Origin of the sequence: Vibrio sp. 10N.247.311.13, from assembly GCF_041467595.1 — a bacterium.
Taxonomy (GTDB): domain Bacteria; phylum Pseudomonadota; class Gammaproteobacteria; order Enterobacterales; family Vibrionaceae; genus Vibrio; species Vibrio crassostreae_C.
Genome location: NZ_JBFSUX010000044.1, coordinates 26,702 through 40,577, shown reverse-complemented (window position 1 = coordinate 40,577; position 13,876 = coordinate 26,702). Strand labels below are relative to the sequence as shown.

Genomic DNA, 13,876 nt, shown 5'->3' with positions numbered 1-13,876 from the left:
CTTGTACGGTGGTGTGAGAGGACGGAGGCCGTGAGGCCTCCTCCTACTCGATTTTTAGTTTGTTTAGATACGGTTAAACGAGATTTCGTCATCCTCAAGAGGGAGGAACGACCGAGTTGGGGATCTAGCTTTTGATACCTAAGTAACGCTCAACGAATTGAAGCCGTTCTTCGACTGGCATAAACGGCACTTCAACCACCTCATAACCAAGTTCTTGGTAGACTCTTTCTAACGCGTGGTGAATCTCTAAGGCTTCTTCAAACGGATAAGGGCGCACTTCATCTTGCACATAGATAGAAGCCTCTGGGCGGCAGAATAGGGCTTGTGAGTGATAGCCTTGGCTCGCTTCTCGGTAGGCCGCATCTATCTCTAGGTTAGCCTGAGCCAAATAGCCACAAATGTCTGGAATAGCGCGATCGAGAAAGGCAACAGGATGCTGACTGGCTTGGTCTTTGTGTTCGCTCATGACGGTTAAACATAGGCGAGCAAAGCCGGGAAGGTCTACCCAAGGCAAGATACCGTTTTCAAGCTGACTTTGCTGTTCTATTAACTGGCGAGAGGACTCTGCGAAGGTGGGGTAACTCGCACCAGCCAACGCATTTATCAGTGTGGTTTTTCCGGCGCCAGGGCCGCCAGTAATAATGATTGGGTTCATACGGGCTTATCTTTATTTGTGCCTACGGGCGTTATTTCTGGTTTAGTTGAGCAAGGAACTTATCCGATTCGGCGATCGCAGCATTCATCTGTTCTATTGCGTAGGCGATGTCTTTTTCTAAGCTCATAAACTCACCTTGCAGCGAGCCGACAGCGCTCGCATTGAGGTTGTGCTTCAAGTAAAGCGTGTTGTCGCGAAGGGTATTGAGCACGGGGTCCATTTTCTTCTCGGCGCGCTTCATTGCTGACAGCATCGTTTGGTAAGACAATTTAGTTTCACGAAGCTTTTGCTCGCTCGAGCGGCGCAGTGAATCACTGGTGTAGAGATCTAACTCACTCTGCCACTCTTCAAACAGCGCATCCGACACATCTTCAATCGCAGCAATGCGGTCACTGACATTTTGCGCGGCTTTCTCGCTGTCTTGGTATTTATCGTTGATTTGGTTGTACATGTCTTCAAGGTCGCCGCCACTGAAATTAGTCAGGCTACTCAAGGCTTCAAGTGCGCTGGTAAACTCTTCCTGAGCATCCTGCTGCGACTCTTTAGCGTCTTCCACTCTATCGACCATAATGTCACGCTTGTGGTAACCCACTTGCTCCATGGCGGAGTAATAAGCTGACTGGCATCCAGTAAGAGTAAAAATAGAGAGGACTATAACTATTAAATAAGGCATCCTAGTTTCCTATAGTTAAGTAACGGAATATTAATTAGGACTATGAACGAGTTACAAGGGAGTTACAAGTTGAAGATAAAAAAGGTCGCCACACTCAGTATTCAGTTTTCTCGCTATCTTTTGGCGCGAATGACGCATGATAGAGTCAACGTGAATGCGGGCTACTTGGCGTACATTACTTTGCTCTCGATCGTACCGATGTTGACGGTTCTGCTCTCTATCTTGTCGTCATTCTCCATCTTTGCTGATGTTGGTATCGTGATTCAAAACTTCGTTATTACCAACTTTGTTCCCGCGTCTGGGGATGCCGTACACGGTGCCTTGTTAGAGTTCGTTGCCAATACCGGAAAAATGACGGCGGTCGGTAGTGTGTTCTTATTCATTGCAGCGCTGATGCTGATCTCGAATATTGATAAGAACTTAAACTACATCTGGCGTGTCGATGAGAAGCGACGAGCGGTGCTGTCTTTCTCTATGTACTGGATGGTGCTCACGCTTGGACCTATTTTAGTTGGGGCGAGCATTGCAGCCACTTCTTATGTGACATCATTGAGCTTGTTGCAAAACGAAGTGGTGTCTGGCGCCTTTAACACCGTGATTCGCAAACTTCCTTTGATTCTCTCTTTCTTTGCGTTTTTCGGTCTGTACCTGTTGGTTCCCAACAAAAAGATACACTTTTCTCATGCGGCTGCAGGTTCTCTAGTGGCGGCTCTGTTGTTCGAACTCAGTAAGAAAGGCTTCGCGGCCTACATTACTCAATTCCCTTCTTACCAGTTGATTTATGGCGCATTGGCGGCAATACCAATTCTTTTTGTCTGGGTTTATTTGTGCTGGTTGATTGTGCTGGTGGGTGCTGAGGTGACCGCTGCATTGGGTGAGCAGGAACAGTGGAGTGACTCGAAAGAAATGGTACACTCGTCGGATAAAGACAAAATCACAGAGCAAGGAAACAACAGTGATAGCACTGATCCAGAGAGTAAGTGAAGCTGCCGTCCGTGTTGATGGCGAAGTAGTTGGTGAGATTGAGCAAGGCTTATTGGTTCTGTTAGGCGTAGAAAAAGGTGATGATGAAGCCAAAGCTAAACGTTTGATGGAACGAGTGACCACTTATCGTGTCTTTGGAGATGAAGACGATAAAATGAACCTCAACGTGAAGCAGGTAGAAGGTAAGGTATTAGTGGTGTCTCAATTCACTCTGCCGGCCGATACCAAGAAAGGGACTCGAGCAGGGTTCTCTCGTGGTGCTCACCCAGAAGATGCTGAGCGTCTTTACAACTATTTCTCTGACCAGTGTGAATCAGTGTTGCCAACGGAACGTGGCCGATTCGCAGCCGACATGAAAGTGTCTTTGGTTAATGATGGCCCAGTGACATTCTGGCTGCAGGTTTAGGCTTAAAGGAATAAGCATGTTTAAACTCATAACACCGACCACCGAAAATCAGCTAAACAAGTATTATCATTTTCGTTGGCAGATGCTCCGTGAACCTTGGCGAATGCCGGTAGGTTCTGAGCGCGATGAATATGACCCAATGAGTCACCATCGTATGATTGTTGATGGCCGTGGTCGTCCGATGGCGATTGGTCGTCTGTATATCACCCCAGATCTGGAAGGTCAGATCCGCTATATGGCGGTGAAGAAATCTCGCCAAAGTAAAGGCATGGGTTCGTTGATTCTAGTCGCACTTGAGTCATTGGCTCGCCAAGAGGGTGCTAAGCGCTTAGTGTGTAATGCACGTGAAGATGCGATCTCATTCTATGAGAAGAATGAATTTGAACGTCGCGGTGAGATTAATGATCAACGTGGCCCTGTGCGTCACCAACAGATGGTTAAGCATCTTGACCCAATGGCAGACGTTCTACGCAAGCCTGAGTGGTGTAATGAGCTTCAGCAGCGCTGGGAACATCAGATCCCGATCAGTGACAAGATGGGCATCAAGATCAACCAATACACGGGTTACCAATTTGAGTGTAGTGCTCAGCTGAATCCCAACTTGAACCCGCATAATACCATGTTTGCAGGCTCTGCCTTTACCTTAGCGACCTTAACTGGTTGGGGGATGACTTGGTTATTGATGAAAGAACGCGGACTGACCGGTGATATCGTGCTGGCAGACAGTAATATTCGTTATCGTCACCCGGTTGAGCAAAACCCTGTTGCCTCTACTTCATTGGATGGGATCAGTGGCGACTTGGATCGCCTTGCGTCAGGAAGAAAGGCACGTATCATCATTCACGTGACCATTCATAGCGGCGATGTGGAAGCGGTAGAGTTTACGGGAACCTATATGCTGATCCCAGACTACAAAAAGGTACTCTCGACAGATACCAATGTGAGCGAATAGCTAACACCGGTAATGCTGTCGATATTGACTGAAAGCGCTACTCCTGAGGAGTGGCACTTTTTTGTTGGCAGTCGTTAATCTCCGAATACTCAGCTTGGGTGAGCTTTCCTGAGATTTGATGACATGGGTCCGATAGGGTAATCGAGAGGGTGTGTTGCTCAGCTTTAAGCAAGTCGAGTTCTCCAGAAGCCTCGCCATTGAGCGTTTGAACCCTTTGTTCGCCTTGCTCTGCTGCTGATGCACCAATAATGTGCATCGGTTCGAGAGTGAAGCGCCCACGGTCAAAATGCGCATTAAGCTCTGGAATTTCAAACACGTTATCAGTCGATGTTTCAGAAAGCTTGTCATTAAAGGTCATCACACCCTGGCGAACGCTGCCAGTGAGTTGCCCTGTGGTTGAGTAACCGAGCATCAGAGAGTCGCCATATAAACCTGCGGCTTGAAGTTCAAACTCGCCATAACCGGTTGCATCGAGTGGTAATTCAAGTCGCTGCAGCATAGGCGCTATCGGTAGCCCATCGGCAGAAATATCTAAGCTCCATGGCTTGCTGATTTGGTTAAAGTCGAGTGTTGCATTGGCTTCAATGTAGCCATTCCTGAGTGGTGCAAACAGACGTGTCAGCGTCCATTTCCCTTGTTCGCTATTCATCTCAACCACAGGCTGTGCGCTGAGAATATTTTGGTAGCTGGCATCATTAGCGCTCGCCATCAGCTTCCCTTGCCACAGGCCCAGTTTTCTATCTTGCAGCAGTTGAACGTGATGCCCCTCGACATGTAATCCAGAGACCTGCCAGTAAGGTTGTTGTGCGAGTTGGATAAGTTGGCTGCGTTCTATATTAAGTCGGTTAATCTCGACGTTCTGGAGCTGTGTGAGCCAAGGCAATAGGCGAGCGGCCGGTAGAGGGCTATCTTGGTTTTCGGTAATCCACTTGATGCCTTGCAGGTCGAGCTGCGCCAATTGAATGCTGCTAGGGGCGACTTCGCCATTGAGCTGAACAGTGCCCTGCAGGAATTGAGTATAGAAATCCTCAATCAGAATCCGGTTTGCTTCTAGGTTGAGCTTGAGGCTTGGCTCGATGAACATGTCATCATCAATGGTCACTCCTTCTGCCTGTAGAGAAAAAATGGCTTTCTGTTGTTTCCAGATTTCAAAAGGCAGTTGGATATTTTCTAATGAGGCATCAAAGGCTGCGAGGTGGCCATCTTGCCACTCTACGTCACTACGTAGAATATCTAAGCTATTGATGTGATTGATCTGAATACCTGCCACATCCCATTCTTTGCTTAGTAGGTTTTGGGTCTGTTTCTGATTGAGTCGTAAGCCATCGACGGTCACATTCACCAACGACCAATCTTGTTGATACTGCTCTGCTTGTCCGGAAATCTTGGCGCCACGCCAGTCAAACGAAGCACCATAAAGGGTGCTGTCACTCGGCTTGAGGTCCAGGTCAATCAACAGATTATCGAATGCTTCACCTTGCCAATACAGCTGTGAGGCAGAAAGTTGGGTTTTTCCATAAGGTAGCAGCGAGTTGTCGTTGTTCCACGTTGGGTCGGAGATCTGCAGGTCGATGCCTCGCGCATTAAACTCTGGCGTCGAAAAGTCGAGATTGTTGATGGCCAGCTGGTGGAGCTTTATGTTTGGTTGGGTAAATAAAGAAGTCAGTGTTTTTAGATCGTCTGCCTCTAACTGCAGGCCACTGATCAAAACAGAGTCAAAGACCAGTTTGGTTTCTGTCATCGAGCTGGGGCTGAACCAAAGATCGATCTTGTCGATATACAGAGGGGTCTGCTTTTCTGGTTGGTTTTGGGTAATGCCCATTAAGGTGATGTGATAAGGCGCCTGATACTCAACATCTTCAATGAGTACAGGTTGTTCAATCGTATGCTTGATAAAAAAGTTAGCAACATCCGCACGGTATTGAGTCTGCAGGCTTAGTAGCAACGCTGCGATAGTTGCAACGGCGATAGCCAACACAATACCGAACACCATGAATACCTTTTTCATTCCCTGAAAGCCTTAAATTTCAATAGTCTCAAAACAGAGTGGAACAAAAAGGGGCAAGCAGCAACAAAAAAGCCCCTCAAAAGAGGGGCTTGCTACAAAAATATCACTTTAAATTGGGCGTTCGCTTTTGGCTAAGCCCGAGCAGATGATTGGGTTAGTCCAGTTGAGGGCCAGCCGCAACCAGTGATTTACCTTCAGCGTTGTCTGTGTACTTATCAAAGTTGTTGATGAAGCGTTCTGCTAGATCTTTCGCTTTGCTTTCCCATTGTAGAGGGTCAGTGTACGTATCGCGTGGGTCAAGGATCGCTGGGTCAACATCGTGCAGCGCTAGCGGTACTTCTAGGTTAAACATAGGGATAACCTTAGTTTCAGCGTTGTCGATTGAGCCATCTAGGATAGCGTCGATGATGCCGCGAGTATCTTGGATAGAGATACGTTTACCAGTACCGTTCCAACCTGTGTTCACTAGGTAAGCTTCAGCGCCAGCCGCTTCCATACGCTTCACTAGCACTTCAGCGTACTGAGTTGGGTGAAGAGTTAGGAATGCCGCGCCAAATGCCGCAGAGAACGTTGGCGTTGGCTCAGTAATACCACGCTCAGTGCCCGCTAGTTTCGCAGTGAAGCCAGATAGGAAGTGGTACTTCGTTTGCTCTGGAGTCAGTTTAGAAACGGGTGGTAGTACACCGAATGCATCAGCAGTCAGGAAGATAACCTTTTGAGCGTGACCGGCTTTTGATACTGGTTTTACGATGTTATCGATGTGGTGAATCGGGTAAGAAACACGAGTGTTCTCAGTTTTTGAACCGTCATCAAAATCGATAGAACCATCACCACGAACCGTTACGTTTTCTAGTAGTGCATCACGACGGATTGCATTGTAGATTTCAGGTTCTGCTTCTTTAGATAGACGAATCGTCTTCGCGTAACAACCACCTTCGAAGTTGAAGATACCATCGTCATCCCAACCGTGCTCATCATCACCGATTAGCTCACGCTTAGGATCGGTTGAAAGCGTAGTTTTACCTGTACCAGATAGACCGAAGAAGATGGCTACATCGCCTTTCTCGCCGACGTTTGCACTACAGTGCATTGAAGCAATGCCTTGCAGAGGAAGCAGGTAGTTCATCATTGCGAACATGCCTTTCTTCATCTCACCGCCGTACCAAGTACCACCGATGATTTGAACGCGCTCTGTTAGGTTGAAAGCAACGAAGTTTTCAGAGTTTAGACCCTGCTTTTCCCAGTTAGGGTTAGTTGTTTTAGCACCGTTCATTACCACGAAATCAGGTTCGAACGTTGCTAGCTCTTCGTCAGTTGGACGAATGAACATGTTCTTAACGAAGTGCGCTTGCCACGCTACTTCAGTGATAATACGCACGCTTAAGCGCGTATCAGGGTTAGCACCACAATAACCGTCGATGACAAACAGGCGCTTGCCAGATAGCTGAGTTGTCACAAGCTCTTTCAGCTCATTCCATACTTCAGTTGTAATCGGTTTGTTGTCATTTTTGCCTTGATCTGACCACCACATGGTATCGCGGGTCGTGTCATCTTTAACAATGTACTTATCTTTTGGTGAGCGGCCAGTAAAGATACCAGTGTCTACCGCAACAGAGCCTAGTTCCGTTACTACGCCTTTTTCGTAGCCTTCCAAACCTGGCAGTGTTTCTTCAACGAATAACTGCTCGTAGCTAGGATTACGAAGAACTTCAGTAACGCCAGTCAGTCCGTGCTTAGTTAGATCAATTTGTGCAGCCTTTGTATGTTCCATAACGGTCATAGGTGCTCCTTGTAGGATATTTTGTAGGGATTTTGTATTAATTTTTTATTGTTATCTGCTCACCATGCTAGCAACGAGACTCGGGGGAAACAGGGATATAGCTCAAAAAATATCCACATTAACCATGGGGTTTTAAGCGTCTCGTCACATATTGGCCCAACTAGTCTATCCTGTACGCAAACCTTTGCGCTAGGGGCGAGAACATTATTAATTGATTAAAATTAAGCGGTGATTTTATTACGAGATGTTACGGAGTTTGCGCTATTTTGATCACAAAAAAGGCCAGCTGAGTGCTGACCTTTTTGGGGTAAATTACGTGTTTTTGGTACGCTGTAAATTAATGAACCGTATTGCTGCCTTTATCTGCTGCTTCTGCGTACAGTGCATCAACATCATTCTTGTCGAACGAGTAGTTTGTGCCACAGTAATCGCAGTGTAGACCAACGCTTCCTTCGGTGCTTAGGATGTCGTAGATCTCTTCTTGAGCAACAGTAATGATTGCTGCTGCACTTCGATCGCGTGAACAGCCACAGAAGAACTCAACCGGTTGTGGTGTGAATAGCTGTACTTTCTCTTGGTTGTACAAACGGTAAAGCAGTTCGTTCGCTTCTAGAGTGAATAGCTCTTCGTTTTTCACGGTGTCTGTTAGTTGCTCTAGGTGTTCGAAGTCGTCTGGAGTACCAGTACCGTCAGGCATTACTTGTAGCAACATACCTGCAGCGTGTGCTTTGCCTTCATGCTCACCAGTGCGCAGCCATAGACGAGTCTTAAGCTGTTCAGAGTTAGCGAAGTAGCCTTCAAGCACTTGTGCCAGCGTGTCACCTTCAAGACCAACGATACCTTGGTAGCGCTCACCTTTCTTAGGATCAATGGTGATCACTAGGTGACCTTTACCCATTAGGTCGTGTAGACCAGCGTCGTCTGCGATATCGCCTTCAAAGCGAGCAACACCACGGATCTTCTGATCGTGGTCGCCATTGATAACTGCTAGAGATACTGGGCCGTCACCTTGCAGCTGCATCGTGATCGAACCTTCAAACTTTAGGGTCGCCGTTAGTAGCGTCGTTGAAACCAGTAGCTCACCCAACAGCTTTTGTACTGGAGCTGGATATTCCTTGCTAGAAATAATCTGTTGGTACGCTTCGTCCATCTGTACCAATTCACCACGTACTGATAGGTCTTCAAATAGGTAGCGATTTAAAACATTACTTGTAGACATTGGGTCTGCCATTTGGCTATTCCTTCTAGCTTATTGAGTCTTGAACTTGATGATGTCACGACGTTGCTTTTTATCTGGGCGACGTTCTGGGGCTGGGCTATGAGCATTTAGCTTGCGCTGTTGTGCAAACTCTTCTCTTTTTGCCAAGCTTTCGGTGGTTTCTTCATAGAGGGTTTGAGCGATCGGAGCTCCACCACGATGGGCTGAGATTTTCTCGATCGTTACCGTCTTTTCTTCATTACCTTGGCGCAGTGTAATCACAGCCCCAAGTTCGACAATTTTACTTGGCTTGCTGCGCTGACCATTATAGTGGACTTTGCCACCATCGACCATGTTGCGAGCAATAGACCGGGTTTTGTAAAAACGAGCTGCCCACAACCATTTATCGAGTCTGACAGCTTCATTAGCAGTTTTCATATAGGGCTGTGCCTTATTAAGTGAGAAATGAATGCGGTTTAACTGTAATGAACAGTGCGCAACATGTTTTTGATGATGCTTATCACATTAAGTAGAAGCTTAAAGTGGAGGCGGTTAGCATTTTTTTCAAGTCATAATACAAAATAGCCATGTTATGCCGATTTATCGATTTGCTATGATATAGTTCAGGATCTTATTGCTTAAATAAGCTTGGTATCGAACGAATGAATAAAAAAGCTGAAAGTTTAATGATTTGCAGCGTTTGTCGTCATGAAAAGGGACTAGGAAAGTGAACTTTTTAGAGCTCAAAAATCGCGTAGGGAATTCTCCTATGTTGAGCCGCTTATTAGAGAATGGATTTGTACTTCAGCAGAAACTAAGCTTAGCGACCTGTTGTGTATTGATTGCAGCTTCCGCATGGATCTTAGGACAGCTTGCATGGTTTATCGAACCTGCCGAGCAAACCGTTGTGCCTTGGGCAGCAACCGCTTCATCGTCTTCAGCACCTCAATCGACCCTTGATATCTCTTCTTTGCAGCAGAGCAACATGTTTGGTGCTTACAACCCAAGCACGCCCGCTGTGGTTGAACAGCAAGTTATCCAAGATGCGCCTAAGACGCGATTAAATCTCGTTTTAGTGGGTGCAGTAGCGAGCTCGAATCCAAAACTGAGCTTAGCGGTGATCGCCAATCGCGGCACGCAAGCGACCTACGGAATTAATGAAGAGATTGAAGGTACTCGAGCCAAGTTAAAAGCGGTATTAATCGATCGCGTTATCATTGATAACTCAGGACGAGACGAAACCTTGATGCTTGAAGGTATTGAGTACAAGCGTCTGGCCGTATCAGCGCCTGCGCCACCTCGTAGCTCTTCTTCGGTTCGTGGTAATAATCCGGCTTCAGCAGAAGAGAAGCTTGATGAAATTAAAGCGAAAATAATGAAAGATCCGCAACAAATCTTCCAATATGTTCGATTGTCTCAGGTGAAGCGCGACGATAGCGTGATTGGTTATCGTGTGAGCCCTGGCAAAGATTCAGAACTTTTTAACTCAGTAGGGCTCCAAAACGGAGATATTGCTACTCAGTTAAATGGACAAGACCTGACAGACCCTGCTGCTATGGGCAACATATTCCGTTCTATCTCCGAACTAACAGAGCTAAATCTGGTGGTCGAGAGAGATGGTCAACAACATGAAGTGTTTATTGAATTTTAAAACTTTGCGTCTAACGAAGGACGAAAGTGTAGGAGAAGTACGTGAAGCATTGGTTTAAGAAAAGTGCATGGTTATTGGCAGGAAGCTTGATCTGCACACCCGCAGCCATCGCGAGTGATTTTAGTGCCAGCTTTAAGGGCACTGACATTCAAGAGTTTATTAATATTGTTGGCCGCAACTTAGAGAAGACCATCATCGTTGAACCTTCGGTACGCGGGAAAATTGATGTGCGCAGTTATGACGTACTCAATGAAGAGCAATATTACAGCTTCTTCTTAAACGTATTAGAGGTGTATGGCTACGCGGTCGTTGAAATGGACTCGGGTGTTCTTAAGATCATCAAAGCCAAGGATTCGAAAACATCGGCAATTCCAGTCGTTGGAGACAGTGATACGATCAAAGGCGACAACGTGGTGACACGTGTTGTGACGGTTCGTAATGTCTCGGTGCGTGAACTTTCTCCTCTGCTTCGTCAACTAAACGACAATGCAGGCGCGGGTAACGTTGTGCACTACGACCCAGCCAACATCATCCTTATTACAGGCCGAGCGGCGGTAGTAAACCGTTTAGCTGAAATCATCAAGCGTGTTGACCAAGCGGGTGATAAAGAGATTGAAGTCGTTGAGCTAAAGAATGCTTCTGCGGCAGAAATGGTACGTATCGTTGATGCGTTAAGCAAAACCACTGATGCGAAAAACACACCTGCATTTCTACAACCTAAATTAGTTGCCGATGAACGTACCAATGCGATTCTGATTTCAGGTGACCCTAAGGTACGTAGCCGTTTAAGAAGGTTGATTGAACAGCTTGATGTGGAAATGGCAACCAAGGGCAACAACCAAGTAATTTACCTTAAATACGCCAAAGCAGAAGATTTAGTCGATGTGCTGAAAGGCGTGTCGGACAACCTGCAATCAGAAAAGCAATCTTCAACCAAAGGCAGCTCATCGCAACGTAACCAAGTGATGATCTCCGCTCACAGTGATACCAACTCGTTGGTGATTACCGCACAACCGGACATCATGAATGCGCTTCAAGATGTGATCGCACAGTTGGATATTCGTCGTGCTCAAGTATTGATTGAAGCCCTAATTGTCGAGATGGCAGAGGGTGATGGCATTAACCTTGGTGTGCAATGGGGTAACCTTGATACTGGTGCTGTGATTCAGTATGGCAACACAGGTGCGTCAATCGGTGGCGTAATGGTTGGTTTAGAAGAAGCGAAAGACACTGAAACGACCACCGCAGTGTATGATGATAATGGCGCCTTTTTGCGTAATGAAACGACCACAGAATCCGGTGACTACTCAACGTTAGCTTCTGCTCTTTCTGGCGTTAATGGCGCGGCAATGAGCGTAGTGATGGGTGACTGGACTGCCTTGATCAGTGCAGTAGCGACCGATTCAAATTCAAATATCCTATCTTCTCCAAGTATCACCGTGATGGATAACGGCGAAGCGTCGTTCATTGTGGGCGAAGAGGTGCCTGTTTTAACTGGCTCGACCGCAGGCTCAAGTAACGATAACCCATTCCAAACGGTTGAACGTAAAGAAGTGGGTATCAAGCTAAAAGTCGTGCCACAAATCAATGAAGGTGACTCAGTTCAGCTGCAAATAGAACAAGAAGTATCGAACGTATTAGGCGCAAACGGGGCAGTAGATGTTCGTTTTGCTAAGCGTCAGCTAAATACGTCAGTGATTGTTCAAGACGGTCAAATGCTGGTGCTGGGTGGCTTGATTGACGAGCGAGCGCTGGAAAGTGAATCTAAGGTGCCGTTCTTGGGCGATATCCCTGTTCTAGGACACCTGTTCAAATCAACCAGTACTCAGGTTGAGAAAAAGAACCTAATGGTCTTCATCAAACCAACCATTATTCGTGATGGTATGACAGCCGATGGTATCACGCAGCGTAAATACAACTTCATCCGTGCTGAGCAGTTGTACAAGGCTGAGCAAGGACTGAAATTAATGGCAGACGATAACATCCCGGTATTGCCTAAATTTGGCGAAAGCATGAATTACCCGGCTGAACTTCAAGCCTTCATTGATCAGATGGAAACAGAATAATGGCTGAATTGGTAGGGGCGGCACGTACTTATCAGCGCTTGCCGTTTAGCTTTGCGAATCGCTATAAGATGGTGTTGGAGTATCAACATCCAGAGCGCGCACCGATACTTTATTATGTTGAGCCACTGAAATCGGCGGCGATCATTGAAGTGAGTCGTGTTGTGAAAAATGGTTTCACGCCACAAGCGATTACTCTCGATGAGTTTGATAAAAAACTGACCGATGCTTATCAGCGTGACTCGTCGGAAGCTCGTCAGCTCATGGAAGACATTGGTGCTGATAGTGATGATTTCTTCTCACTAGCGGAAGAACTGCCTCAAGACGAAGACTTACTTGAATCAGAAGATGATGCACCAATCATCAAGTTAATCAATGCGATGCTGGGTGAGGCGATCAAAGAGGGTGCTTCGGATATTCATATCGAAACCTTTGAGAAATCACTGTCGATCCGTTTCCGTATTGATGGTGTGCTGCGTGATGTGTTGGCGCCGAGCCGTAAACTGGCTCCGCTGCTCGTGTCACGTGTAAAGGTTATGGCTAAATTGGATATTGCGGAAAAACGCGTGCCACAAGATGGTCGTATTTCTTTGCGTATTGGTGGCCGAGCGGTTGATGTTCGTGTTTCAACCATGCCTTCTTCGCACGGTGAGCGTGTGGTAATGCGTCTGTTGGACAAAAACGCCACTCGTCTAGACTTGCACAGTTTAGGTATGACAGCAGAAAACCATGAAAACTTCCGTAAGCTGATTCAGCGCCCACACGGCATTATCTTGGTGACCGGCCCGACAGGTTCAGGTAAATCGACGACCCTGTACGCAGGCCTGCAAGAACTCAACAGCAATGAACGAAACATTTTAACCGTTGAAGACCCGATCGAATTCGATATCGATGGCATTGGTCAAACACAAGTGAACCCTAAGGTTGATATGACCTTTGCGCGTGGTTTACGTGCGATTCTTCGTCAAGATCCCGATGTGGTCATGATTGGTGAGATACGTGACTTAGAGACCGCAGAGATCGCTGTTCAAGCCTCTTTGACCGGTCACTTAGTGATGTCGACCCTTCACACCAATACGGCAATCGGTGCAATTACGCGTCTGCGTGATATGGGCATCGAACCTTTCTTGATCTCTTCTTCGCTGCTGGGTGTTTTGGCTCAGCGCCTGGTTCGTACTTTATGTAACGAATGTAAAGAACCTTATGAAGCCGATAAAGAGCAGAAGAAACTGTTTGGGTTGAAGAAGAAAGAAAGCCTGACGCTTTACCATGCCAAAGGTTGTGAAGAGTGTGGCCATAAGGGTTATCGAGGTCGTACTGGTATTCATGAGCTGCTGATGATTGATGACTCAGTACAAGAGCTGATTCACAGTGAGGCTGGCGAACAGGCGATTGAGAAAGCAATTCGTGGCACAACACCAAGTATTCGAGATGATGGCTTGAGCAAAGTTCTGAAAGGGGTAACGTCCTTAGAAGAAGTGATGCGTGTGACCAAGGAAGTCTAGT

The 13,876-nt window shown here is 46.7% G+C and carries 12 protein-coding genes; 6 read left to right on the top strand and 6 right to left on the bottom strand.

Annotation, left to right across the window (positions count from 1 at the left end; all coding sequences use genetic code 11):
- Positions 1-124: 124 nt before the first annotated feature.
- Together AB6E52_RS16585 and AB6E52_RS16580 are read right to left on the bottom strand one after the other, a co-directional pair.
- A complete protein-coding gene (locus AB6E52_RS16585) occupies positions 125-655 on the bottom strand; it encodes an AAA family ATPase (protein ID WP_102320988.1) in 531 nt (176 codons plus the stop codon).
- 31 nt (positions 656-686) lie between these two features.
- On the bottom strand, positions 687-1,328 hold the full coding sequence (locus AB6E52_RS16580) for a DUF2959 domain-containing protein (RefSeq protein ID WP_029235101.1): 642 nt from the start codon (positions 1,326-1,328) through the stop codon (positions 687-689).
- 42 nt (positions 1,329-1,370) lie between these two features.
- Between AB6E52_RS16580 and AB6E52_RS16575 the strand changes: the two genes are divergently transcribed.
- Genes AB6E52_RS16575 through AB6E52_RS16565 form a run of 3 tightly spaced genes read left to right on the top strand, consistent with a single transcriptional unit; the run spans position 1,371 to position 3,670 of the window.
- Positions 1,371-2,312: a virulence factor BrkB family protein gene (locus tag AB6E52_RS16575; RefSeq protein WP_019826491.1), complete on the top strand. Its 942-nt coding sequence runs from the start codon at positions 1,371-1,373 to the stop codon at positions 2,310-2,312.
- Positions 2,284-2,718 carry a D-aminoacyl-tRNA deacylase gene (gene dtd / locus AB6E52_RS16570; protein WP_004735590.1) on the top strand — a complete coding sequence of 145 codons (435 nt, stop codon included), beginning with the start codon at positions 2,284-2,286 and terminating at the stop codon, positions 2,716-2,718. Before AB6E52_RS16575 ends, dtd begins: the two co-directional genes overlap by 29 nt.
- Before the next feature lie 16 nt (positions 2,719-2,734).
- Positions 2,735-3,670 (top strand): bifunctional GNAT family N-acetyltransferase/hotdog fold thioesterase, encoded by a 936-nt coding sequence (locus AB6E52_RS16565; protein WP_048612442.1) that lies wholly within the window; start codon positions 2,735-2,737, stop codon positions 3,668-3,670.
- A gap of 37 nt (positions 3,671-3,707) precedes the next feature.
- Here AB6E52_RS16565 and AB6E52_RS16560 read toward each other — a convergent pair whose 3' ends face one another.
- From AB6E52_RS16560 to hslR, 4 genes are all read right to left on the bottom strand, one after another.
- Positions 3,708-5,678 carry an AsmA family protein gene (locus tag AB6E52_RS16560; RefSeq protein WP_102320989.1) on the bottom strand — a complete coding sequence of 657 codons (1,971 nt, stop codon included), beginning with the start codon at positions 5,676-5,678 and terminating at the stop codon, positions 3,708-3,710.
- Positions 5,679-5,832: 154 nt separating this feature from the next.
- Positions 5,833-7,458 carry a phosphoenolpyruvate carboxykinase (ATP) gene (gene pckA / locus AB6E52_RS16555; RefSeq protein ID WP_017062492.1) on the bottom strand — a complete coding sequence of 542 codons (1,626 nt, stop codon included), beginning with the start codon at positions 7,456-7,458 and terminating at the stop codon, positions 5,833-5,835.
- A 337-nt stretch (positions 7,459-7,795) separates the two neighbouring features.
- On the bottom strand, positions 7,796-8,689 hold the full coding sequence (gene hslO / locus AB6E52_RS16550; RefSeq protein WP_019826486.1) for an Hsp33 family molecular chaperone HslO: 894 nt from the start codon (positions 8,687-8,689) through the stop codon (positions 7,796-7,798).
- 18 nt (positions 8,690-8,707) lie between these two features.
- Positions 8,708-9,094 (bottom strand): ribosome-associated heat shock protein Hsp15, encoded by a 387-nt coding sequence (hslR, locus tag AB6E52_RS16545; RefSeq protein ID WP_017062490.1) that lies wholly within the window; start codon positions 9,092-9,094, stop codon positions 8,708-8,710.
- Between the two features lie 331 nt (positions 9,095-9,425).
- Between hslR and gspC the strand changes: the two genes are divergently transcribed.
- From gspC to gspE, 3 genes are read left to right on the top strand one after another with little or no spacing between them, the layout of a single operon-like run.
- Complete coding sequence (gene gspC / locus AB6E52_RS16540; RefSeq protein ID WP_102320990.1) at positions 9,426-10,307, top strand: type II secretion system protein GspC; 882 nt, start codon at positions 9,426-9,428, stop codon at positions 10,305-10,307.
- Between the two features lie 41 nt (positions 10,308-10,348).
- Entirely contained in the window at positions 10,349-12,373 is a 2,025-nt protein-coding gene (gene gspD / locus AB6E52_RS16535; RefSeq protein WP_102320991.1) for a type II secretion system secretin GspD, read from the top strand.
- Positions 12,373-13,875, top strand: a complete 1,503-nt coding sequence (gene gspE, locus AB6E52_RS16530) for a type II secretion system ATPase GspE (protein WP_102320992.1) — start codon at positions 12,373-12,375, stop codon at positions 13,873-13,875. Before gspD ends, gspE begins: the two co-directional genes overlap by 1 nt.
- Position 13,876 lies beyond the last annotated feature (1 nt).

Coding starts and splice junctions, on each gene's coding strand:
- AB6E52_RS16585 (WP_102320988.1), bottom strand. CDS start 655: ATGAACCCAATCATTATTACTGGCGGCCCTGGCGCCGGAAAAACCACA.
- AB6E52_RS16580 (WP_029235101.1), bottom strand. CDS start 1,328: ATGCCTTATTTAATAGTTATAGTCCTCTCTATTTTTACTCTTACTGGA.
- AB6E52_RS16575 (WP_019826491.1), top strand. CDS start 1,371: ATGAACGAGTTACAAGGGAGTTACAAGTTGAAGATAAAAAAGGTCGCC.
- AB6E52_RS16565 (WP_048612442.1), top strand. CDS start 2,735: ATGTTTAAACTCATAACACCGACCACCGAAAATCAGCTAAACAAGTAT.
- AB6E52_RS16560 (WP_102320989.1), bottom strand. CDS start 5,678: ATGAAAAAGGTATTCATGGTGTTCGGTATTGTGTTGGCTATCGCCGTT.
- pckA (WP_017062492.1), bottom strand. CDS start 7,458: ATGACCGTTATGGAACATACAAAGGCTGCACAAATTGATCTAACTAAG.
- hslO (WP_019826486.1), bottom strand. CDS start 8,689: ATGGCAGACCCAATGTCTACAAGTAATGTTTTAAATCGCTACCTATTT.
- hslR (WP_017062490.1), bottom strand. CDS start 9,094: ATGAAAACTGCTAATGAAGCTGTCAGACTCGATAAATGGTTGTGGGCA.
- gspC (WP_102320990.1), top strand. CDS start 9,426: ATGTTGAGCCGCTTATTAGAGAATGGATTTGTACTTCAGCAGAAACTA.
- gspE (WP_102320992.1), top strand. CDS start 12,373: ATGGCTGAATTGGTAGGGGCGGCACGTACTTATCAGCGCTTGCCGTTT.